The sequence below is a fragment of the Amycolatopsis sp. NPDC028719 genome (assembly GCF_055565395.1).
Window position 1 is genome coordinate 853,650 of sequence record NZ_JBVHUL010000002.1, and the last position, 20,917, is coordinate 874,566.

Sequence of the window (20,917 nt, forward strand, 5' to 3'; positions counted from 1 at the left end):
CGCAGGCGCGAACCCGCCGCCGCACCACAAGATCTGAACCGCGCCCGCTCCCGCCCCGTGTTAAGGGGCAGCACCGGAACCCGCCGGGGTCACCGGGGAGAGGGTGGGACGACCATGGCCGAAAACCGGGTTCCCGCGGTACGCCGCGTTCTCGGGCGGGCCGGGCAGGCCGGAGCCGCCGGTGTCCTCTTCGCCGTGCTCGCCGGCGGGCCCGCGCTCGCGCAGGCCACGCCGCCGCCTCCGGTCAAGTACTACGTCGTCCCGCACGCCGACAACCCCGACGACATCACGCTGTTCAAGATCGCCGAGCGCGCTCTCGGCGACGGGAACCGCTTCCCCGAGATCTTCCGGCTCAACCAGGGCCGGCCGCGGCCGGACGGGACGCCGTTCACCGACCCCGCCGTCGTCGAGCCCGGGCAGGTTCTCCAGTTGCCGGAGGACGCCCAGGACCCCGCCGTGCGGTTCGGTCCCCTGCCGGCCGCTCCCCCGGCCGTGCCGGCGGCGCAACCCGCCGAAGAGCCCTCGTCCGCGCTCAGTGTCGGGCTCGCGTCCGCGGTCAGTGGCGCCGGAGGTCTGCTGACCGGCCTGATCGCCGGACTTTGGTGGCGACGCCGGCCGCGGCTCGTCCCGCCGCCGCCGTCCGACAACGCCGATCACGAGGAGGACGACGACGGATCCGGCTCGGTGAGCGGAACCCTGCCGATCCCGATCGTGCCGCCCGAGGTGCTGTACCCGGAGCCGATCACCACCGAGCTCTCGATCATCGTGCTCGACACGGCCGAGACCCAGGTGGTCGCCGCGGTCCGGCCCGGCTCGCGGTTCCACTTCCGGATCGGCGGGAAACCCGACTTCGCCGACAGCTCCACCGTCCTGGTCGTCGACGACGAGGGCGACAGATCGTGACGGATCCCCGGGTGGCCCCCGGTACGCAGAGGGTCACTCTGCGCTGAACGGCTCAACCGGCGCCGGAACACTGGCCTTCGGCCCGCCGGTGCCGCGATAGTCGGACGATGACCTCGGATCCCTTCGGGACGCTGCGGAAGACGCTCTGGATCGGCGGGGCCCCGTGGACGGGGAAGTCCACCGTCGCCCGGCTGCTGGCCGCCCGCCACGGGCTGGCGACCTACCACCACGACGACCGGACCCGCACCGCCGCCACCCCGGCCGACGACATCCCCGCCGGTGATCAGCTGACCGCGGCGCTGGCCGAGTTCCGGCAGCGGTTCGAGCGCGCCCTGGAGGAGCTGCGCGCGTGGGAGTCACCGCGGCCGATCGTCGCCGAGGGCCGCGGGCTGCGGCCGGAACTGGTCGCCCCGCTCGTGGATTCGCCGAGCCGGATGGTCGTGCTGGTGCCGACCGAGCTGTTCCGCCAGCACCAGCTGCGGCACCGATCCGACGAGCCGGCGATCCCGCGGCAGCGGAGCCGGCTGACGCGCGACCGGATGCTCGCCGCGCAGGCCGTCCGCTCGGCGCGGGAGCTCGGCATCCGCGTCATCGAGATCGACGGCCGGCTCGATCCGGCCGGCGTGACCGACGTGGTCGCCGAGCACTTCCGCGAGTACCTGGACGCCTGACGACGTTTTCGTCCCGCTCTGTCCGTTGACCGGATGCGGAACGGCCGCCGAAGATCGATGATCGACACCGTTTCTCCGTGCGGCGAAGGAGCTGGGTTCTTGGGCGTCCAGGAAAGCGCTTCACCCCGATTCGGCGAACGTCACCGAATCGGCCGAACGCAGCGTCACCGGTTTCGCACATTTACGCCGTCCGAGTGGTTGGCGAGCCCACCGATGAGGCGCGGCGCATGGGTGCTCGCCGTGGCCTGCGCGGCTACCCTCGTCACCACGATGCCCGCCGACGCCGCCGATCGCTGGACCGTGAGCCTCACCGGCGCGGTGACCGCCGAGGTCGCCCGCACCGGCGAGGGCGGCCTGACGTTCGCGGTGTCCCGCGACGGCGCGACGGTGCTCGCCCCCGCCCCGCTGGGCCTGCGGACGAAGACCGCCGACCTGACGCGCGACCTGCGGTTCGCCCGTCGCACCGACCGGGTCGTCGACGAGCACTACACGATGACCACCGGGAAGCGCCTGCAGCGGCACGCCCGGGCGGCGGAGACGACGCTGTCCTTCACCGGGTCCGGCGAAACGCAGCTCGACGTCGTCGTGCGCGCGGCCGCCGACGGCGTCGCCTACCGCTACGTGCTGCCCGCGGGCGGGACGATCACCGGCGAGGTCTCGTCGTTCACCCCGCCCGCGGCGGCGCCGGCGTGGCTGCTGCCCTACTCCCCCAACTACGAGAAAGTCCGCGTCGAGACCACCGCGGGCGGCGCGGCGGCGGGCGACTACGGCTTCCCGTCGCTGTTCGACACCGGCGACGGCGGATACACCCTGCTGACCGAGTCCGATGTGGATGGTCGCTATTCGGGCGCGCGGCTGGCGCACGCGGCCGGCGGTTCCACCTACACGATCAAGCTCGCCGACGCCGCCGTCACCGGGTCCGGGCCGTTCGCCACGCCGTGGCGGGTGGCGATCACCGGCGACCTGGCGACGGTCACCGAGTCCACTTTGGTCGACGATCTCGCGCCGCCGGCCGAGCCGGCCGACACGTCCTGGATCCGGCCGGGGAAGGTCGCATGGTCCTGGCTGTCCGAACACGACAGCCCGGGCGATCCCGTGCGGCAGAAGCAGTACGCGGACTTCGCCGCGCGCAACGGCTGGCCGTACCTGCTCATCGACGAAGGCTGGGACGCCTCCTGGGTACCGGACGTCATCCGCTACGCCCGCGCCCGCGGCGTCGAGGTGATCCTGTGGTTCCGCTGGACCACGCTCGACACGCCGGCCGAGCGCGCGAAGTGGCTGCCGCTGGTCAAGTCGTGGGGCGCGGCCGGGATCAAGGTCGACTTCATGGACTCCGACACGCAGGCGCGGTTCGGGTTCTACGACGACATCGCGAAGACGACCGCGGCGCAGCACCTGATGATCAACTTCCACGGCGCGACCGTCCCGCGCGGCTTCCAGCGCACCTGGCCGCACGTGATGAGCTTCGAAGCCGTCCGCGGCGCGGAGCAGTTCAAGACGCGGGCCGCGACCAACACGATGTTCCCGTTCACCCGCAACGTCGTCGGCAGCATGGACTACACGCCGACCGCCTTCGTCGTGTCCGATCGAGACACGACCGACGCGCACGAGGTGGCGACGTTCTTCGTCTACGAGTCGGGCTGGCAGCACGGCGCCGACAAGCCGGAGAACTACGAAGCACGGCCGGAAGCGCTGCACACGCTCGACCAGCTGCCGACCGTCTGGGACGAGACCCGGCTGCTGTCCGGGCGGCCCGGACGCGAGGCCGTGTTCGCGCGGCGCTCGGGCGAGCGCTGGTTCGTCGGCGGCATCTTCGCCGGCCCGGCGACGAAGACGACGGCGTCGCTGGACTTCCTCGGCCACGGCCGCTGGCTCGCCGACACCCTGCGCGACGGGCCGGGCGGGCTGGTGCGCGAGAAGTCGACGGTCACCGCGGGCGGGCAGCTGACCGTGCCGGTGGCCGCGAACGGCGGGTTCGTCACGGTCCTCTGTCCCGTGCGGCCCGGCCGGACGTCCTGCGACCAGGAGGTCCGGCAGGTGCCCACGACCCGGCTGAGTGTCACGCCGCCCACGGCCGAGGGCACGAGCGTCGACGTCTCGGCGACCTTCGAGCTGCCGGAGGGTGGCGCGTCGCTGTACGACGTCGGCCTGGCACCGATCGCCCCGGCCGGCTGGCGGGTGACCGGGGAGCCGGTCTTCCGGCCGGTGCTGTCCGCCGGCGAAAAGATGGCGGGGACCTGGCGGTTCACCGGTGGCCCGGCCGGCACGACGGACCTGCCGGTCGCGGCGACCTACCGCTTCCGGGGCGACCCGGAGCAGCGGCCGGTGCACGTCGAGGCCGCCACCAGCGCGTTCATCCCGCCACCGGCGCCGACGGGCACCGCCCAGGTCAGTGCGCTGCCCTTCCTGGCGTCGTCGAACGGCTGGGGCCCGGTGGAGCGCGACCGGTCCAACGGCGACACGTCCGAGGGTGACGGGCAGCCGCTGACCATCGCCGGGAGGACCTACGCGCACGGCCTGGGCACCAACGCGCCCAGCTCGGTGACGGTCTGGCTCGGCGGCGCGTGCACGGCGTTCTCGGCGATGACGGGTCTCGACGACGAAGTGGGCAAGGAAGGCTCGGTGGCCTTCCGGGTGGTCGGCGACGGCCGCCTGCTGGCGTCGACCCCGGTGCTCCGCGACGCCGACGGCGCGGTGCCGCTGACGGCCGACGTGACGGGCATCCGGCGGCTGACGCTGGAGGTGGCCGACGGCGGCGACGACGGGGACTACGACCACGCCGACTGGGCCGACGCGACGGTGACCTGCACCTGAGTCAGCGGTGGGTGAAGCGCGGAGGGCGCCGCTCGAGGAACGCGGCGACGCCCTCCGCGTAGTCCACTCCGTGCAGCGCTTCGGACCGGATCTCCTCGACCTCCGCGTCCGAGGTCTCCTGCCCCGCCACGATCTTCTCGATGATCCGGTTCATCCCGCGGATCGACGCCTGCGAGCGCGAGCAGAGCGTCGAGACGAACTCCAGCGTCGAAGCCTCCAGGTCGTCGGGAGCGAAGACGTCGTTGAGCAGCCCGATCTCGCGGGCCCGGGACGCCGTGATCAGCTCACCCGACAGCAGGAAGTACTTCGCGTGCGCCGGCCCGACCAGCGACACGAGCTGACGTGTCGAATCGAAGTGGTAGACGATGCCGAGCTTCGCCGGGGTGATGCCGAACCGGGACCCCCCGGCCGCGAAGCGGAAGTCGCAGGCGACCGAGACCTGGCAGCCACCGCCGATGCAGTTGCCCTGGATCATCGCCACCGACGGCTTGCGCATCGCGGTCAGCGCCGCGACCGCGCCCTCGACCGCCTTGTCGTAGCTCGCCGCGCCGTCGGCCGTCGTCCGCAGCTCGCGGAATTCGCTGATGTCCGCGCCCGCCGAGAAGTGCTTTCCCGCGCCCGCGATCACGAGCACCTTCAGCGCCGGGTCGGCCTCCACCTCGGCCACCACGTCCGGGAGCGCCGACCACATGCCGTAGGTGATCGCGTTCATCTTCTCCGGTCGGGTCAGCGTGAGCCGGGCGACTTCGCCGTCGCGCGTCAGGTCGAATCCGTCGGTCATGCCTGGCACATTAGCTTCTCGCCCTGAGCGAAAAGTGCGGTGTGTGACACGGTCGGGTGGCTAGCTTGGGTCCATGGCGATGATCGAGGTGGGCGGGACGGCGTTCGGGTACGACGAAGCGGGTGAGGGGCCCGCGGTCGTGCTGCTGCACGCCGCGATCGGCGACCGCCGGATGTGGGACGCCCAGTTCGCCTCGCTCACCGCCACGCACCGGGTGATCCGCTACGACCGCCGCGGCTTCGGCGAAACCGCCGACGGCCCCGGCGAGTTCGCCCACTACGAGGACCTGCTGGCCCTGCTCGATGCCCGGGGGATCGAGCAGGCCGCGCTGGTCGGGGCGTCGATGGGCGGGGCGTGCGCGCTGGACGCCGCCCTGGCCGCGCCGGAGCGGATCACCCGGCTCGCGCTGCTCGGCTCGGGCCTGACCGGGCACACCTGGCCGGAGCACATGCAGCGGGACATCGCGAAGCTGACCGCGGAGGTGCTTCCGGAGGGGCGTCTCGCCCGCTACGCCACCCGCGAGATCGACGTCGACGAGGCGGACGTACGGGCCATGGCGGACGCCAACATCCGCTACCTGGTCGCCGGTCCCGACCGGGACGTGTCCGTGCTGCCGGCGGACATGCTCGCACTGGTGCGGGAAATGTGCGAGCAGGTCTACCACCGCGAGTGGACCGCTCCACAGTGGACGGAACGGATCCCGGGCACCCGGCACCGGCTGGCCGACATCACGACGCCCGCCCTGGTGGTGATCGGCACGGCGGACGCGCCCGGCCTCGTCGAGCTTTCCCACCACCTCGCGGCAGCACTGCCGAACGCCGAGCTGGTGGAACTCGCCGACACCGGGCACCTGCCGTCGATGGAACGGCCGGAGGAGGTCACCGCGCTGCTGCGGAAGGTCCTCTGACCCGGCTCAGGTGAAGATCTTCTGCACCTGGTCGGAGATCTTCGCGACCAGCTCGGAGAACTGCACCACCCCGCCCAGCAGGCCCTTGACCTTCTCCCAGCGGCTGCGCACCACCGCCGGCTCCGCGGCGTCGCCCTCGCGCAGGTCGGTCGCCAGGTCGGTCAGCGTGTCTTCCAGGACCTCCTGTTTCGCGAGGTCCTGCCCGCGCACCTCGGCCGTCAGCCGCTCGATCAGCTCCAGCAGCGAGGAGACCGTGACGTCGGCGCCGCCGCCCTCGATGCCGGTCTGGGTGATCCGGCCCGAGTTGTCACCGCCGATGCTGACCTTGTTCGTGATCCGGTGTCCCATCAGGCCTCCGCTCCGGCCGGGCGGCCGGTCGTCCGGGTCGGGCCGCGCCGCCCGGTCTGGGTGATCGGGGCGCGGTTGTCGCCGCCGATGGTGATGTCGTTGTTGATGACGACGGCCGCCTGCTCCTCGAACTTCGCCGTCGAGAACCCGGCGTCGCCGAGGAGCTTGCCGATCGTCGGCAGGAGCCGGCTTTCGATGATCTTCTCGTACCGTTCGATGTCGACGAGCTGGAAGTAGTCGGTGAACAGGTTCACCGACGCGAGCTCGCGCAGGGTGCTGGCCGCGCCGTAGCGCTCCGGGTCGAGCACGCCGGCTTCGCGCCTCGGCGGCCGGATCCACGACGCCAGGTTCGCGATCCGGCCCGGCAGGCTCGCCGGCAGCTCCAGCCAGGCGAGCAGCCCCTGGCCGAACGGGCGCAGCGACTCCTGCCGCATCTTGTCCACCGCCCGGTAGTCGGCCCGGATCGGCGGCAGCATGAACGGCGTCCACTCGACGTACAGCGTCGTGTCGTCCACCGCCACGTGCAGGAACGTCGTGAGCACCAGCTCCCGGTCCCAGGTCTCCACCTGGAAGCACAGGTAGTAGCGCGCCCACTCCTTCGGCTCGCGGCGGATCCGCTCGACGTCGGCCTCGGTCAGCCGGGTGTGCGGCGGGTATTCGATGTCCGGCAGGTAGGACACGGCCTCCGCCAGGTGGTCGACGAGCTCGGAGGCCGGGGTGAACACCGCCTCGGTCACGGTCAGCCCGCCGAGCCGGCCGTCCGGGGACAGCGCGGCCGAGCGGCGCAGGTCGCCGATCGCCCCGCGGATCTCCTCGTACAGGGACTCGGTGGTGAGCTCGCGGTGGTTCGCCGGGTCGGTCTCGCCGTCCTCGATGCGCTCCAGCGGAATCGCCATGGACCAGGCGTCGCGGCGGAAACCCGCGCCCACGAAGGGTTTGTAGCCGCGGTACACCACCAGCGGCGCGCCCGGCGCACCGGTGAACTCGTCGATCCGCTGGTACCGGGCGAGCTGCGCGCGGAAGTCTTCGGTGAACAATCCGGTGAGGCTGCCGCTGTCGGGGGCGGGCGGGGCGAAGCGCTTGAAGCGGGTCGTCAGGAGGTTCCACAGCGACCAGCGCTCGAACGTCACGACCATCAGCACGATCACGGCGAGCACGATGCCGATGACGAACCGGGCGGTGTCGCCGCCCGAGGAGTCTTCGAACTCGACGTCGGCGTAGTACCGCGACGAATAGCTGCTGCGGCCGGAGCCGAAGAGCTCGTCCGAGTAGGTCAGCAGCAGCCAGACGACCACGATGACGGCGCCCACCAGGGCGAGCGTCTTCGGGTTGAACGACCGCTCCGTCGCGTTCGCGTTCTTCCCCGCCCGCGCGACGACGAGCACGACCGACAGCGCGATCCAGCCGTAGAGCAGCGGGTTGTCCCACGACAGCCCGATGACGACGGCCATGAGCAGCACCAGCAGGCCGTCGTAGTTCTTCCGGCGCGCCCGCGCCCGCACCGCCTCGGTGAGCACGCGGCCGGCGTCGAGGCCGGGTGACGGCGGCACCGGCCGGGTCGGCTCGACGAGGAACTCGGTGATCACCCGCCTGCTGTAGCGGGGGTCGAGGTAGGAGGCCGCGCACAGGTAGCGCGTGGTGTCGTCGGCCGAGCCAGGGGACATGCTCGCTCCCTCGGGATTTCCGGAAAAGGCCACCCTTTGCAATTTGCGAACCGTAGCATGCACAAGCGGGACAAGTGACGGTATTTCGGACACGGAATCGCCCCGGAACCATTCGTTCGACAGTTTCTTCGCGTGCGCCGAGACGGGTTACGACAACAGCTTCGCGGTCAGTTCCCCGCGGCTGCGGACGTCCGCCTTCCCGAACACGGACTTGAGGTGGTCCTGCACGGTGTGCGCCGAGATGCCGAGCCGGCCGGCGATGTCCGAAGTGGACAGTCCGGCCAGCACCTCGCGGCAGACGTCGCGCTCGCGCGCGGTCAGGCCGTAGGCCGCGAGCCGCACGCTCAACAGCTCGGCCCCCGACGCCCGGGCTATCGTCACCACCGTCTCGTCGTCGGCGGACCCGGTGACCAGCCGGCTCGCGTCCAGCACGATCCAGCCGCCGCGGGCGTCCCGGACCCGCGCGCGGAAAGTACCCGTCGCGGCCGCCCGCGCGCCGGTCACGACCGCGCGCACCAGCACCGCGAACCGGCCGGCGGCGATCGCGTCCAGTTCGGACCGCCACACCGCGGCCGCCGCGGTGGCCGCCCGCTGCCGGCCGTCCGGGCCGGCCACCACGATCGCCGGGTCCGCCCGCTCCCCCGTGTCGCGCGTGCGCGCGGCCACCCGCGTCGCCGCCGCCACCGCCGGCGCGATCGCCGTCAGGAACTCGGCTTCGCGGTCGCTGAACTCGCCGCGCCGCACCAGACCGGCCGCGCCCCACGACGTCCCGTCGACGCGGAACACCACGCGCAGCTCGTGATCGAGGCCGAGCGGCCGCCAGATCTCGGTGAGCCGCCCGCTCCGTTCGGCCTCCCGGCGCGGCAGGTCCGAAAGCCGGGCCACCGGCACCGGCCGGCTCGCCAGCTCGGCGAAGGTGTGGGGCTGGGCGCCGTCGTACTCGTACGTCGCCAGCAGCGGCTCGTACCGCGCCGGGATCCGGGCCCGGCCGCTGGTCATCGAGCTGATCACCGCGGTGTCCGGGTCCAGCGACGCCCAGCACGTCAGCTCGGCGGGCACCACGCGCTCGACCAGCTCGATGGCGGCGGCGTGCAGCTCGGCGACCCCGAGGCCCGCCGTCGCGAGTGCGGCGATGTCGCGCCGCGCGCTCTGCGCCCGACCCTCCCACATGGACGCAGTATGCGCCGCGAGCGGGCCGGCGGGTATCCCACGATTCCGGGATGGCTCCCCGCTCCCGGAGTTTCCAGACTGGCGGCATGACCCATTTCAGCGCCCCGGGCGAAGGCCCGGAACTCGATTCGACGGACGCGCGGATCACCGTCAAGGTCGGCGCCGAGCACACCGGCGGTGCCTACGAGCTGTTCGAGGTCGACGCGCCCCGCGGGCCGTCGGTCCCGCCGCACACCGAGCCGTGGGCGAAGAGCTTCTACGTGCTGCACGGGCGCATCACGGTCTACGCCGACGGCGAGCTGCACGACCTCGGCCCCGGCGCGTCGATCAGCATTCCGGCGGGCGTGCGCAACACCTTCACCGTGCACACGCCGTCGGCGAAGTTCCTCGCCGTCGCTCTCACCGATGCGATGGGACGCTTCTTCCGCGACGTCGACCAAGCCCCACCGGAGCGGCTCCCGGAGATCGCGAGCCGGCACGGCATCGAACTGGCCCGGCCGTGAACGCCGTCGTCCAGGTCTTCGCCGGGATCGCGGCGCTGGTGCACCTGCTCGCGTTCACGTGGGAGGTCGTGCTGTTCGAACGGCCCGGCGTGCACCGGGACCTCTTCCGCATTCCGTCGGAGAACCTGCCCGCCACCCGGCTGTGGTCGTTCAACGTCGGGTTCTACAACCTGTTCCTCGCCGCCGGCCCGATCACCGGGATCGTCCTGCTGCACACGGGGAACGCGGTCGCCGGGCAGGCTCTGGTGCTCTACTGCTGCGGGTTCATGGCGCTGGCCGGGGTCGCCCTCGGCGTCTCGGACCTGCTGGCGCTCAGCCGTCCCCGGGGCGCCGGCCGCGGTGGCGCGCTCGCCCAGACCCTGCCGCCGCTCGCCGCACTGGTCGCCGCGCTCTTCTAGCGTCGCGCCCCGCAGGTCAGGAAGCCGACGTCACGCGGTAGACGTCGTAGACGCCTTCCACGCCGCGGACCACCTTCAGGACGTGGCCGAGGTGCTTCGGGTCGCCCATCTCGAACGAGAACCGGCTGACCGCGACGCGGTCGCGGGACGTCGTCACCGACGCCGACAGGATGTTGACCTTCTCGTCGGCCAGCACCTTCGTGACGTCCGAGAGCAGCCGATGCCGGTCGAGCGCCTCGACCTGGATGGCCACCAGGAACACCGAGGACGCCGACGGCGCCCACTCGACCTCGACGAGCCGCTCGGGCTGGGACTGGAGGTCGCCGGCGTTCGTGCAGTCCGTGCGGTGCACCGAAACGCCACCGCCGCGGGTCACGAAACCGAGGATCTCGTCGCCCGGCACCGGGGTGCAGCAGCGGGCGAGCTTCGCCCAGACGTCGCTGGCGCCCTTGACCACCACGCCGACGTCGTTGGAGCCGCGGCGGCGGGTGACCGTCGAGGGTGTCGCGCGCTCGGCGAGCTCCTCCTCCGCCGCGTCGACGCCGCCGATGAGCGCCACCAGCCGCTGCACGACGTGCTTCGCGCTGGTGTGGCCCTCCCCGACCGCCGCGTACAGCGACGAGATGTCGGCGTGGCGCAGCTCGGTGGCCACCGCGCCCATGGACTCCGCGGAGACCAGCCGCTGGATCGGCAGGCCGACCTTGCGGATCTCCTTGGTGATGGCTTCCTTGCCGCCTTCGATCGCCTCGTCGCGGCGTTCCTTGGCGAACCACTGCCGGATCTTCGCGCGGGCCTTCGGCGAGCCGGCGAACTGCAGCCAGTCCCTGCTGGGGCCGGCGTTCTCCGCCTTCGACGTGAAGATCTCGACGACTTCGCCGTTTTCCAGCTTGCGTTCCAGCGCCACCAGGCGGCCGTTGACGCGGGCGCCGATGCAGCGGTGCCCGACCTCGGTGTGCACGGCGTAGGCGAAGTCGACCGGCGTCGACTCCACCGGCAGCGTGATCACGTCGCCCTTCGGCGTGAACACGAAGATCTCGCGCGAGGCCAGTTCGTAGCGCAGCGACTCGAGGAAGTCACCCGGGTCCGCCGCCTCGCGCTGCCAGTCGAGGAGCTGGCGCATCCACGCCATCTCGTCGACGTCCATGGCGTTGCCGTTGTGCGTGCCCTTGGTTTCCTTGTAGCGCCAGTGCGCGGCGATGCCGTACTCGGCGGTGCGGTGCATCTCGTAGGTGCGGATCTGCACTTCCAGGGGCTTGCCGTCCGGGCCGATCACCGTGGTGTGCAGCGACTGGTAGACGCCGAACCGCGGCTGGGCGATGTAGTCCTTGAAGCGGCCGGGCACCGGCTGCCACAGGGCGTGCACGACACCCATCGCGGCGTAGCAGTCGCGGACGTCCTCGACGAGGATCCGCACGCCGACGAGGTCGTGGATGTCGTCCAGGTCGCGGCCGCGGACGATCATCTTCTGGTGGATCGAGTAGTAGTGCTTCGGCCGGCCCTCGACCTTCGCGGTGATCCGCGACGACACGAGGTTGCTGGTCAGGTCGGTGATGACCGACCGCAGGTAGATGTCGCGCGAGGGCGCGCGGTCGGCGACCAGGCGCACGATCTCGTCGTACTTCTTGGGTTGCAGGATGGCGAACGCGAGGTCTTCGAGCTCCCACTTGACCGTGGCCATGCCGAGCCGGTGCGCGAGCGGGGCGAGGACCTCGAGCGTTTCGCGGGCCTTGCGGGCCTGCTTCTCCGGCGGCAGGAAGCGCATCGTGCGCATGTTGTGCAGCCGGTCGGCGAGCTTGATGACCAGGACGCGGGGGTCCTTGGCCATCGCGATGACCATCTTGCGGATGGTCTCGGCCTCGGCGGAGGTGCCGAGCTTGACCTTGTCCAGCTTCGTGACGCCGTCGACGAGCTCGGCCACCTTCTCGCCGAAGTCGGCCTTCAGGCTCTCGACGGCGTAGCCGGTGTCCTCGACCGTGTCGTGCAGCAGCGCCGCGACCAGGGTCGTGGTGTCCATGCCCAGCTCGGCGAGGATGGTCGCAACGGCGAGCGGGTGGGTGATGTAGGGGTCGCCGGACTTGCGCCGCTGGTTCCGGTGCAGTTCCTCGGCGACGTCGTAGGCGCGCTGCAGCAGCCCGAGGTCGCCGTTGGGGTGGAGCTCGCGGTGGATGACGGCCAGGGGTTCGAGGACCTGCTTGACGGGGGCGGCGCGCTGCGCGGTGATCCGCCGGGCGAGACGGGCCCGGACCCGCCGGGTCGCGGACGGGTTCGGCGCCGCACCGTTCGGCTTCGGCGGCTGGGCCGCCGCCTGCCCGTTCTGGGGGGCGCCCTCTTTCGCGGGCACCGCGGCGTCGAGCTCCTGGCTCACCCGCACCTCCTGCTGCTCGTGCGGCCTTCGAACCACCAGGGTAGCCGTTGCGCCTCGCGGCCCTCTCGGGTGCGCCCGTTCAGAGGGATGCCAGGCCGCGGACCAGCGGATTCCTCGGCCCGTTCGGCTTCGGAGGTCTTGAATGAGTCATTCAGGACCTCCGAAGACCTGAATGAGTCATTCAAGGCACTCCGGCCGTCCGGTCAGGAGACCTGCAGCGCGTGGATCTTCCGGTCGCCGAGGACCGAGCGGCCGCCCAGAGCCGCCAGTTCCAGGACCACCGACACGCTGTCGACGACGGCTCCCACGTCCTCCAGGAGCTTGCCCGTCGCCGCGACCGTGCCGCCCGTGGCCAGGACGTCGTCGAGGATCGCGATCCGCTGGCCCGGCCGGACGACGTCCGCCGGGAGCTCGACCGTCGCCGTGCCGTACTCCAGCGCGTAGTCCACCCGGCCCGCCACCTTCGGGAGCTTGCCGGGCTTGCGGACCAGCACCACGCCGAGGCCGCGGGCGTACCCGACGGCCGCGGCGAGGAGGAACCCGCGGGCCTCCACGCCGGCGAGCGCCTCGACCCCGGGGTCGAGAGTGCCCGCCAGCGCGTCGGTCACCGCTTTGAACGCGCCCGCGTCCGCGAACAGCGGACTCAGGTCGCGGAACAGCACGCCGGGCTCCGGGAAGTCCGGCACCTCGGCGATCAGGCCGAGGGCGTCGTCCAGCTGCACGTCAGCGCTTCCGCTTGCCCGCGGGCTTGCCGGCCGGGCGCTGCTTCTGGATCCGGGCGGGGACGCTGGCCGCGGCCGCGTACGCCTTTTCCTTGCGCAGTTCCTTCGCCAGGGAGTCGTCGTCCGAAGCGTCGAAGTCCTCCGCGCCGGCCGCCTTGCGCTCCTGGCTGGCCCGGCGCTGCTGCACCCGCTCGGCCTGCTGCCGGTACTTCGGGTCGCGCATCTTGAAGTCGACCAGCAGCGGCGTCGCCAGCGCGACCGACGAGAGCACGCCGACCAGGGTGCCGGTGAGCTGCACCAGCGCCAGGTCCTGCAGCGTGCCCGAGCCGAGCAGGACGTACCCGACGATCAGCAGGCCCAGGATCGGCAGCAGCGCGATGAACGCCGTGTTGAACGACCGCATCAGGGTCTGGTTCAGCGCCAGGTTCGCGGCCTCGCCGTAGGTACGGCGGGTCAGCCCGAGCAGGCCGCGCGTGTTCTCGCGGACCTTGTCGAACACCACCACCGTGTCGTAGAGCGAGAACCCGAGGATGGTCAGCAGGCCGATCACCGTCGCCGGCGTGACCTCGAAGCCGACCAGCGAGTACACGCCGGCGGTGACCAGGATGTCGTGCAGCAGCGAGACCAGCGCCGCCACGGCCATCCGCGCGTCGAAGTAGATCGCCAGGAAGATGACCACCGCGACGAGGAACACCGCGAGCGCGAGCAACGCCTTCTGCGAGATCTCCCCGCCCCAGGACGCGCTCACCGCGCTGTCGCTGATGGTCTGCGCGCTCGGCTGTCCGTTGGCGTCCTTCGGCCCCAGGTCCTGGAACAGCACCTGCTTGAGCTTGCCGACCTCGCCGGCGTTCAGCGTCTCGGTGCGGATCTGGATGGTCGACGCGGCACCCGTGCCGACCTTCTGCGTCTCCGCGGCCGGGTGGCCGAGCGCCTTCTGGAACGACTCCTTGGCCTGGTCCTCGGTGATCACGCCGTGGATGCCGGCGGCCGGCATCTGGATCTGCGTGCCGCCCTCGAACTCGATGCCGAGGTTGAAGCCGCGGATGACCATCGACGCGAGGCACACGAGCACCAGCGCGCCGAAGAACACGTACCAGCGCTTGCGCTTGCCGATGACGTCGAACGCGCCGGTGCCGACGTAGAGGCGGTGGAAGACGCTTTCCTTCTTGCCCGGCCGGACGGCGGCCTTGGTGTTGCCTTCGGCGTCCGTGCCCAGTTCTTCGACCCCCACGTCAGGCCTCCTTCACGTTCGCGCGGCCGACCGTGGTCGACTTCTTCCGCTGCGAACCCAGTTGCTGCACGGCGCCGAGGCCCAGGTTCCTCGGATTGGACAGGAACGACGACTTCGACGTGGACACCATGGCCACCAGCGGGTGCGTCACCAGGTACACGACCACCAGGTCGAGCACCGTGGACATGCCGAGGGTGAACGCGAAGCCCTGGACGTCACCGACCGCGATGACGTACAGGATGGCCGCGGCCAGGAAGCTCACGCCGTCCGAAGCCAGGATGGTGCGCCGGGCGCGGGTCCAGCCGCGGGGCACCGCGGACCGGAACGTCCGGCCCTCCCGGATTTCGTCTTTCAGCCGTTCGAAGTAGATGACGAACGAGTCCGCCGTGATCCCGATGGCGATGATCAGGCCGGCGATGCCCGCCAGGTCCAGCGTGTAGCCGATCCAGCGGCCGAGCAGCACCAGCACCGCGAACACCAGTGCGCCGGACAACGCCAGCGACAGGATGGTGAGCACGCCGAGGAGCCGGTAGTAGAACAAGCAGTAGACGAAGACCACCAGCAGCCCGATGCCGCCGGCGATCAGGCCCGCCTGCAGCGAGGCGAAGCCCAGCGTGGCCGACACCGTGGTGGCGTCCGAAGACGCGAACGACAGCGGCAGCGAGCCGTACTTGAGGATGTCCGAGAGGTCCTTCGCCTCGGACTGCGTGAACTTGCCGGTGATCTGGGTGTTGCCGTCGACGATGGCCACCTGGATGTTCGGCGCGGACACGACCTGCGTGTCGAGCACGAACGCGGCCTGCTGGCCCTGGTTCTTCGTCGTGAAGTCGGCCCAGATCTTGGTGCCCTCGCTCTTGAAGCTGAGGTTCACCACCCACTGGCCGCGCTGCGAGTCGTAGGCCGAGTTCGAGTCCGCGATCTCGGTGCCCGGCAGGAACTCCGGCTCCAGCAGGTACTTGTACGTGTCGTGGTCACCGCAGGCGACCAGCGGCAGCTTCGGGTCGTCGTTGCCCTCGAGCGGGTCCTTGGCGTTCGGCGCGCAGGTGAGCGACGCCATCGCCTGCGTGACGAGCTCCTGGTTCGCGGTGCCGTCGGCGCCGATCAGCTGCGGGTTCTGCCGCAGCGCCTTGGCGGCCTGGATCTCCTTGGCCGTCTGCTCGTCGACCGAGTCGTCCACGGGTGCCTGGCTCGACGCGGGCGGCGGCGGGGTGCTGCTGCTCGGCGGGGCCGGGGTGGTGCTCTGCTGCTGCGCGGGCGCCGCGGCGGGGGCACCGCCACCACCGGCGGCCGGGCTCGACGGCGGGGCGCTGGAGCTGGCCTTCGGAGCACCCGAAGACGGGGGCGCCGAGCTGCTCGGGGCCCCCGTCGGCGTCCCTGTGGGCGTGCCCGTGGCCGGCGGCGGCGTGGTCTGCGGCGGCACGACCGGCTGCGTCGCGTTCGCGACGACCTTCCGGAAGCCCAGCTTCGCGGTCTTGCCCAGGTTCTTCGCCTGGTCGCCCTGCTCGCCGGGGACGGTGATGACGACGTTGCTGCCGTCGAGGAGGACCTCGGTGCCACCGACGCCGATCCCGTTGACGCGCCGCTCGATGATCTGGCGCGCCTGGTCCAGGGACTCCCGGGTGGGCTGGCCACCGTCGGGGGTGCGGGCGGTGAGCGTGACGCGAGTGCCACCCTGCAGGTCGATGCCCAGCTTCGGGGTCGGCTTGTGGTTGCCGGTGAGGAACACCAGCGCGTACAGCACGATCACGATCAAGGCGAACAGGGCGAGATAGCGTCCCGGGCGGAGATGCCCGGCTGAAGCTGCCACGGTGCTTCGGTCTCCTCGGACGGGGTGGACCCCCAAGTTGCGGTGCCCGCCCGGAGGGTTACCGGGAGGGACTGTGTGCGATTCACTCCCGGGCGCGGGTATGACGGCGGACACGCACGCAGCACCGAGACAGTACTCGGTGCTGCGTGAGCCCGGCGTGCGAGGCCACACCGACTTTCGTCGGGCGTTTCCGCGGCCACGCCCAGGGTGCCGCGGGGGTTACTTCTTGCCGTGCTCCAGCGGCGGCGCCACCTGAGCGGTGGTCTGCGGCTCGTCTTCGTTCTTGATGCCGGCACCCGACTCGATGAGCGAATCCTCGGCGGGGGCCTCCACGACCTCGTCGGCCGAGTCCTCTTCGGTCTCGACGACCGGCTCGACCTTCTCGCGGATCGCGAGCCGCAGCCAGGTGGTGACGACGCCGGGGGCGATCTCGATGTCGATCGTGGTGTCACCGGAGGCGTCGGCGACGGTGCCGTAGAGACCCGAGGTGGTCATCACGCGGTCACCGGCGGACAGGCTGCTCTGCAGGTCCTGCTGCGCGGCCTGCTGCTTCTTCTGCTTTCGCGTGCTCATCACCAACGGCACGGCGAGGACGAGCACGAGCAGCAGGGGCAGCAATAGCTGTTGCATGATTCTCCGTTCGACGGACACCGGGCCCAGCCGAAATGTCCGGTTTTTGGGTATGTGCTCCGGTCAAGTGTGCCAGGTACCAGCGCGGACGCCAGCACCCACCCGCCGCTTCCGGCCGCTCAGTCCTGCTCGAACGGCGAGAGCCCGCCCGGGTCGGGGCGCCCCGGGTGGTCGGCGGGCGGCACCATGCCGAGGTGCTCCCAGGCGGCCGCCGTGGCGACCCGGCCCCGCGGGGTGCGGGCGAGCATACCGGCGCGCACCAGGTAGGGCTCGCACACCTCTTCCACGGTGGTCGACTCCTCCCCCACGGCGACCGCCAGCGTCGAGATCCCGACCGGCCCGCCGCCGAACGACCTGGTCAAAGCGGTGAGCACGGCCCGGTCGAGCCGGTCGAGCCCCAGCTCGTCGACGTCGTAGACGGCCAGCGCCGCGCGGGCGATCTCGACGGTCACCTTGCCGTCGGCGCGGACCTCGGCGTAGTCGCGCACGCGCCGCAGCAGCCGGTTCGCGATCCGGGGCGTGCCCCGCGAGCGGCCGGCGATCTCCGCGCAGCCGTCGCGGTCGATCGGGATGTCGAGGATCGTCGCGGCGCGCCGGACGACCAGCTCCAGCTCGGCGTCGGTGTAGAACTCCATCTGGCCGGTGAAGCCGAACCGGTCGCGCAGCGGCCCGGTCAGCGACCCCGACCGCGTGGTCGCGCCGACCAGTGTGAACGGCGCGATCTCCAGGGGGATGCTCGTGGCGCCCGGGCCCTTGCCGACGACGACGTCGACCCGGAAGTCCTCCATCGCCAGGTAGAGCATCTCCTCGGCAGGGCGGGCGATCCGGTGGATCTCGTCGATGAACAGGACATCGCCGGGAGCCAGGTTGGACAGCATCGCGGCGAGGTCGCCGGCCCGTTCGAGCGCGGGACCGGAGGTGATCCGGATGGCCGCGCCCAGCTCGGCGGCGACGATCATCGCCATCGACGTCTTGCCCAGCCCGGGCGGACCCGACAGCAGGACGTGGTCGGGCGGCACGCCGCGGCGGCGCGCGCTCTCCAGCACCAGCTCCAGCTGCTCCCGCACGCGCGGCTGGCCGACGAACTCGTCGAGCTTGCGGGGCCGCAGCGTGCCCTCGACGTTCTCCTCGCCGGTCTGGGCCCACGCCGAAAGGGCGTCGTCCTCGTCCTCGGTCACGGCCTCATAGTCCATGAAGGGGCCCTACCGCTTCCGGCCGAGGGTGGCCAGCGAAGCGCGCAGCACGCCGGCGGTCGTGTGCCCGTCGCCTTCGGCGAGGACCCTGTCCACGGCCTGCTCGGCCTGCTTGGCCGGGAACCCGAGCCCGGCCAGCGCCTCGACGACCTCCGCGCGCAGGGCGCCGGGCGCGGTGACCGCGGGGACGTCGCCGCCGCCGAGCGCGGTGACCTTGTCGCGCAGCTCGAGGGTCAGCCGTTCGGCGCCCTTGCGGCCGATGCCGGGCACCGAGGTGAGCACGGTGATGTTGCCTTCCACCAGCGCGGCCCGCAGCTTGCCGGGGTCCAGCACCGCGAGGGTGGCCAGCGCGAGCCGCGGCCCGATCCCGGACACGGTCTGCAGCAGCCCGAACAGCTCCCGCGCGTCGGCGTCGGCGAAACCGAACAACGTCAGCGAGTCCTCCCGCACCACCAGCGCGGTGTGCAGCCGGGTCTCTTCGCCGCGGCGCAGGGTGGCCAGCGTCGCCGGGGTGGCCTGGACGGCGAGGCCGACCCCGCCGACCTCGACCACGACGTGGTCCAGGCCGACGATGAGGACTTCCCCGCGTACCGACGAGATCATCGTGCTGCTCCAGGCTTGTTGACTATGGGCTTCTTCGTCTGGCTCGTCGACGCTTGCTTCGCCGCGGTGTTGGTCGACGCTTGCTTCGCCGCAGTGTTCGTCGACGCTTGCTTCGCGGCCGCGGCCAGCCGGGCCTTGTGCGTGCGGGCCATCTCGGCTGCGCGGGCCTCGGCTTCGGCGAGCCGGGCGCGCATCGGCTCGCGCCAGAGGTGGCAGATGGCCAGGGCCAGGGCGTCCGCGGCGTCGGCCGGGCGCGGGGCGACCTCGAGGTTGAGCAGGCGCATCACCATGGCGGTGACCTGCGCCTTGTCCGCCCGGCCCGACCCGCTGACCGCGGCTTTCACCTCGCTCGGCGTGTGGAAGACGACGGGCAGGCCCCGGCGCGCGGCGGCCAGGGCGACCACCCCGCCGGCCTGCGCGGTGCCCATCGCGGTCCGCACGTTGTGCTGGGCGAAGACGCGCTCGACGGCCACGGCTTCCGGCTTGTACTTGTCCATCCACCGCTCGACCTCGTCGGAGATGCCGAGCAGCCGGTGCGCCAGGTCGGCGTCGGCCGGCGTCCGCACCACGTCGACGGCGACGCAGCGGACGGCCCGGCCCTTGCCGCCGTCGACGACCCCCAGGCCGCACCTGGTCAGACCGGGGTCGACCCCGAGCACCCGCACCCGTCTTCCTTCCCGCCGCGAACACCAGTTCGAGCAGCAGGCTACTGGGCGCGCCTGCGGCAGGATGGGTGACATGCCGGAGCCGTCGGATTTCGTCACCCACCTGGGTCTTGAGCCCCTGCCGGTCGAAGGCGGGCGGTGGGCGCAGAGCTGGCGCTCGGAGACCGGGTCCGCCATCTACTACCTGCTCGTCGCGCCGGAGTCCTCCGCGCCGCACCGGCTGGACCGCGTCGAGGTCTACGCGCACCATGCGGGGGCGCCCGCGGAGATGCTGCTGCTGCACCCGGACGGCTCGGTCGAGCGGCCGGTGCTGGGGACGGACGTCGCCGCCGGCGAGCGGCCGCAGGTCGTGGTGCCCGCGGGGACCTGGCAGGCCACGGTCACGCGCGGTTCGTGGAGCCTGCTCGGCACCGTCGTCGTGCCGCCTTACACGGACGGCTGCGTGGAGTTCGCGGCCGCCGCGGACCTTGCTGTGCGGTATCCGGAAGCGGCCGCCGACCTGCGGAAGTTCTAGGGACCGTCGACGCCCGGGGTCCAGCTCTCCGGGTCGCCGCTCTCGGTCAGCACCAGCTGCCACCGGGCGAACCCTTCGGGTGCGTCCGGATGCCAGGGGAACTTGCCCTCGGGCGTGGCGACGATCAGCTGCAAGGCCGGGAAGTCGCCGTCGGGGTAGATGAGGAACGCCGTGCCGAAGAACTCGGGGTAGTGCCCCTTGTTGACGCGCTCGAGGACGACCGGGACGCCTTCGAAGAAGTCGTCGTAGCGCTTGCCGACCTCGAAGATCTCGCCGTTGGCCGCGCGGTCGACGTAGGCGTCGAGCAGTACCTGGCCCATCTGGTCGGGCAGCCCGACGACGACGGCCTCGGGGACGTGGTGGAGCGCCCACGCGCAGGCGGTGAAGCAGTAGCCCGCGCCCTCGTCGTCACCCGCGACCGTGATGACCGCGTTGCCGCGTTCCTTCGCCTGCGTCTCGATCCATTCGATCAGGCGCAGTTCGTCCGCGGAGAGTTCGGCGGTGATGTCGGCGGAAGCGGCGGGGGTCGTCGAGGTCACGGCGCACATTCTGCCTGACGAGCCCGCCGCCGCCCAGTGCCCGGGCTGGAAAAGTTCCGGCCGCGCCCCGGAAGTCCTTGCAGTGCAAGGGAAAAAGAAATGCGCCACGGAAGATCCCGCGGCGCATTCCGTTCGCTTTCGCACTCAGCCGACATCGGGGAGCACCTCGTCGGACACATGGACGGTTACGCAGTGCGTAGACGTTCTTCGCCGCCGAAGTACCCGACTCCGGCATGCACGCACCCACCTCCGCCACAGGACACCGCGAAGGCCGCCACGAGGACCCTGCCCCCTGGCGGCCTTCGGCGCGACTCCCGGCCTCGGCGTCAGCCCACTTCGGCGAGCACCTCGTCCGACACATGGACGGTTACGCAGTGCGTAGACGTTCTTCACCGCCGAAGTACCCGACTCCGGCATGCACGCACCCACCTCCGCCACAGGACAGCGCGAAGGCCGCCACGAGGACCCTGCCCCCTGGCGGCCTTCGGC

The 20,917-nt window shown here is 71.6% G+C and carries 20 protein-coding genes; 7 read left to right on the forward strand and 13 right to left on the reverse strand.

Annotated features, from left to right (window positions below; translation table 11 throughout):
* The first annotated feature begins 114 nt into the window (after positions 1 to 114).
* The 3 genes from ACZ4TR_RS11975 (at position 115) to ACZ4TR_RS11985 (ending at position 4,388) form a co-directional block, all read left to right on the forward strand.
* On the forward strand, positions 115 to 903 hold the full coding sequence (locus tag ACZ4TR_RS11975; RefSeq protein WP_465287026.1) for a LysM peptidoglycan-binding domain-containing protein: 789 nt from the start codon (positions 115 to 117) through the stop codon (positions 901 to 903).
* A 107-nt stretch (positions 904 to 1,010) separates the two neighbouring features.
* On the forward strand, positions 1,011 to 1,574 hold the full coding sequence (locus ACZ4TR_RS11980; RefSeq protein ID WP_465287027.1) for a hypothetical protein: 564 nt from the start codon (positions 1,011 to 1,013) through the stop codon (positions 1,572 to 1,574).
* Between the two features lie 213 nt (positions 1,575 to 1,787).
* Positions 1,788 to 4,388 carry an NPCBM/NEW2 domain-containing protein gene (locus ACZ4TR_RS11985; RefSeq protein WP_465287028.1) on the forward strand — a complete coding sequence of 867 codons (2,601 nt, stop codon included), beginning with the start codon at positions 1,788 to 1,790 and terminating at the stop codon, positions 4,386 to 4,388.
* A gap of 1 nt (position 4,389) precedes the next feature.
* Here ACZ4TR_RS11985 and ACZ4TR_RS11990 read toward each other — a convergent pair whose 3' ends face one another.
* Positions 4,390 to 5,169, reverse strand: coding sequence for an enoyl-CoA hydratase/isomerase family protein (locus tag ACZ4TR_RS11990; protein ID WP_465287029.1), 780 nt, complete (start codon positions 5,167 to 5,169; stop codon positions 4,390 to 4,392).
* A gap of 73 nt (positions 5,170 to 5,242) precedes the next feature.
* Here ACZ4TR_RS11990 and ACZ4TR_RS11995 point away from each other — a divergent pair, with 73 nt between their 5' ends.
* Positions 5,243 to 6,076, forward strand: coding sequence for an alpha/beta fold hydrolase (locus tag ACZ4TR_RS11995; protein ID WP_465287030.1), 834 nt, complete (start codon positions 5,243 to 5,245; stop codon positions 6,074 to 6,076).
* 6 nt (positions 6,077 to 6,082) lie between these two features.
* On the opposite strand, the gene ACZ4TR_RS12000 is transcribed toward ACZ4TR_RS11995, so the two are convergent.
* The 3 genes from ACZ4TR_RS12000 to ACZ4TR_RS12010 all read right to left on the reverse strand — a co-directional run bounded on the left by ACZ4TR_RS12000 (position 6,083) and on the right by ACZ4TR_RS12010 (position 9,258).
* The gene (locus ACZ4TR_RS12000) at positions 6,083 to 6,424 is read right to left on the reverse strand and encodes a hypothetical protein (RefSeq protein WP_465287031.1); all 342 of its coding nucleotides are present in this window, start codon (positions 6,422 to 6,424) and stop codon (positions 6,083 to 6,085) included.
* Positions 6,424 to 8,088: a hypothetical protein gene (locus ACZ4TR_RS12005; RefSeq protein WP_465287032.1), complete on the reverse strand. Its 1,665-nt coding sequence runs from the start codon at positions 8,086 to 8,088 to the stop codon at positions 6,424 to 6,426. Before ACZ4TR_RS12005 ends, ACZ4TR_RS12000 begins: the two co-directional genes overlap by 1 nt.
* Positions 8,089 to 8,235: 147 nt before the next feature.
* The gene (locus ACZ4TR_RS12010; protein WP_465287033.1) at positions 8,236 to 9,258 is read right to left on the reverse strand and encodes a helix-turn-helix transcriptional regulator; all 1,023 of its coding nucleotides are present in this window, start codon (positions 9,256 to 9,258) and stop codon (positions 8,236 to 8,238) included.
* An 86-nt stretch (positions 9,259 to 9,344) separates the two neighbouring features.
* Here ACZ4TR_RS12010 and ACZ4TR_RS12015 point away from each other — a divergent pair, with 86 nt between their 5' ends.
* On the forward strand, positions 9,345 to 9,761 hold the full coding sequence (locus ACZ4TR_RS12015) for a cupin domain-containing protein (protein WP_465287034.1): 417 nt from the start codon (positions 9,345 to 9,347) through the stop codon (positions 9,759 to 9,761).
* Positions 9,758 to 10,159, forward strand: coding sequence for a DUF1304 domain-containing protein (locus ACZ4TR_RS12020; RefSeq protein WP_465287035.1), 402 nt, complete (start codon positions 9,758 to 9,760; stop codon positions 10,157 to 10,159). Before ACZ4TR_RS12015 ends, ACZ4TR_RS12020 begins: the two co-directional genes overlap by 4 nt.
* Before the next feature lie 16 nt (positions 10,160 to 10,175).
* On the opposite strand, the gene ACZ4TR_RS12025 is transcribed toward ACZ4TR_RS12020, so the two are convergent.
* The 8 genes from ACZ4TR_RS12025 to ruvC form a co-directional block, all read right to left on the reverse strand.
* A complete protein-coding gene (locus ACZ4TR_RS12025) occupies positions 10,176 to 12,524 on the reverse strand; it encodes a RelA/SpoT family protein (RefSeq protein WP_465287036.1) in 2,349 nt (782 codons plus the stop codon).
* Positions 12,525 to 12,727: 203 nt separating this feature from the next.
* Positions 12,728 to 13,246 (reverse strand): adenine phosphoribosyltransferase, encoded by a 519-nt coding sequence (locus tag ACZ4TR_RS12030; RefSeq protein WP_465287037.1) that lies wholly within the window; start codon positions 13,244 to 13,246, stop codon positions 12,728 to 12,730.
* 1 nt (position 13,247) lies between these two features.
* The gene (gene secF, locus ACZ4TR_RS12035) at positions 13,248 to 14,477 is read right to left on the reverse strand and encodes a protein translocase subunit SecF (protein WP_364525857.1); all 1,230 of its coding nucleotides are present in this window, start codon (positions 14,475 to 14,477) and stop codon (positions 13,248 to 13,250) included.
* 1 nt (position 14,478) lies between these two features.
* The gene (secD, locus tag ACZ4TR_RS12040) at positions 14,479 to 16,284 is read right to left on the reverse strand and encodes a protein translocase subunit SecD (RefSeq protein ID WP_465287038.1); all 1,806 of its coding nucleotides are present in this window, start codon (positions 16,282 to 16,284) and stop codon (positions 14,479 to 14,481) included.
* 219 nt (positions 16,285 to 16,503) lie between these two features.
* Positions 16,504 to 16,914 carry a preprotein translocase subunit YajC gene (gene yajC, locus ACZ4TR_RS12045; RefSeq protein WP_465287039.1) on the reverse strand — a complete coding sequence of 137 codons (411 nt, stop codon included), beginning with the start codon at positions 16,912 to 16,914 and terminating at the stop codon, positions 16,504 to 16,506.
* Positions 16,915 to 17,033: 119 nt separating this feature from the next.
* The gene (gene ruvB / locus ACZ4TR_RS12050) at positions 17,034 to 18,107 is read right to left on the reverse strand and encodes a Holliday junction branch migration DNA helicase RuvB (RefSeq protein ID WP_465287040.1); all 1,074 of its coding nucleotides are present in this window, start codon (positions 18,105 to 18,107) and stop codon (positions 17,034 to 17,036) included.
* Between the two features lie 9 nt (positions 18,108 to 18,116).
* On the reverse strand, positions 18,117 to 18,710 hold the full coding sequence (gene ruvA / locus ACZ4TR_RS12055) for a Holliday junction branch migration protein RuvA (protein WP_465287041.1): 594 nt from the start codon (positions 18,708 to 18,710) through the stop codon (positions 18,117 to 18,119).
* Entirely contained in the window at positions 18,707 to 19,375 is a 669-nt protein-coding gene (ruvC, locus tag ACZ4TR_RS12060; RefSeq protein ID WP_465287042.1) for a crossover junction endodeoxyribonuclease RuvC, read from the reverse strand. The genes ruvA and ruvC overlap by 4 nt, the downstream gene beginning before the upstream one ends.
* 73 nt (positions 19,376 to 19,448) lie before the next feature.
* On the opposite strand from ruvC, the gene ACZ4TR_RS12065 reads away from it, so the two are divergent.
* The gene (locus ACZ4TR_RS12065) at positions 19,449 to 19,889 is read left to right on the forward strand and encodes a cupin domain-containing protein (protein ID WP_465287043.1); all 441 of its coding nucleotides are present in this window, start codon (positions 19,449 to 19,451) and stop codon (positions 19,887 to 19,889) included.
* On the opposite strand, the gene ACZ4TR_RS12070 is transcribed toward ACZ4TR_RS12065, so the two are convergent.
* Positions 19,886 to 20,437 (reverse strand): DUF4262 domain-containing protein, encoded by a 552-nt coding sequence (locus ACZ4TR_RS12070; RefSeq protein WP_465287044.1) that lies wholly within the window; start codon positions 20,435 to 20,437, stop codon positions 19,886 to 19,888. The two genes, ACZ4TR_RS12065 and ACZ4TR_RS12070, sit on opposite strands and share 4 nt — an antisense overlap.
* Between the last annotated feature and the right edge of the window lie 480 nt (positions 20,438 to 20,917).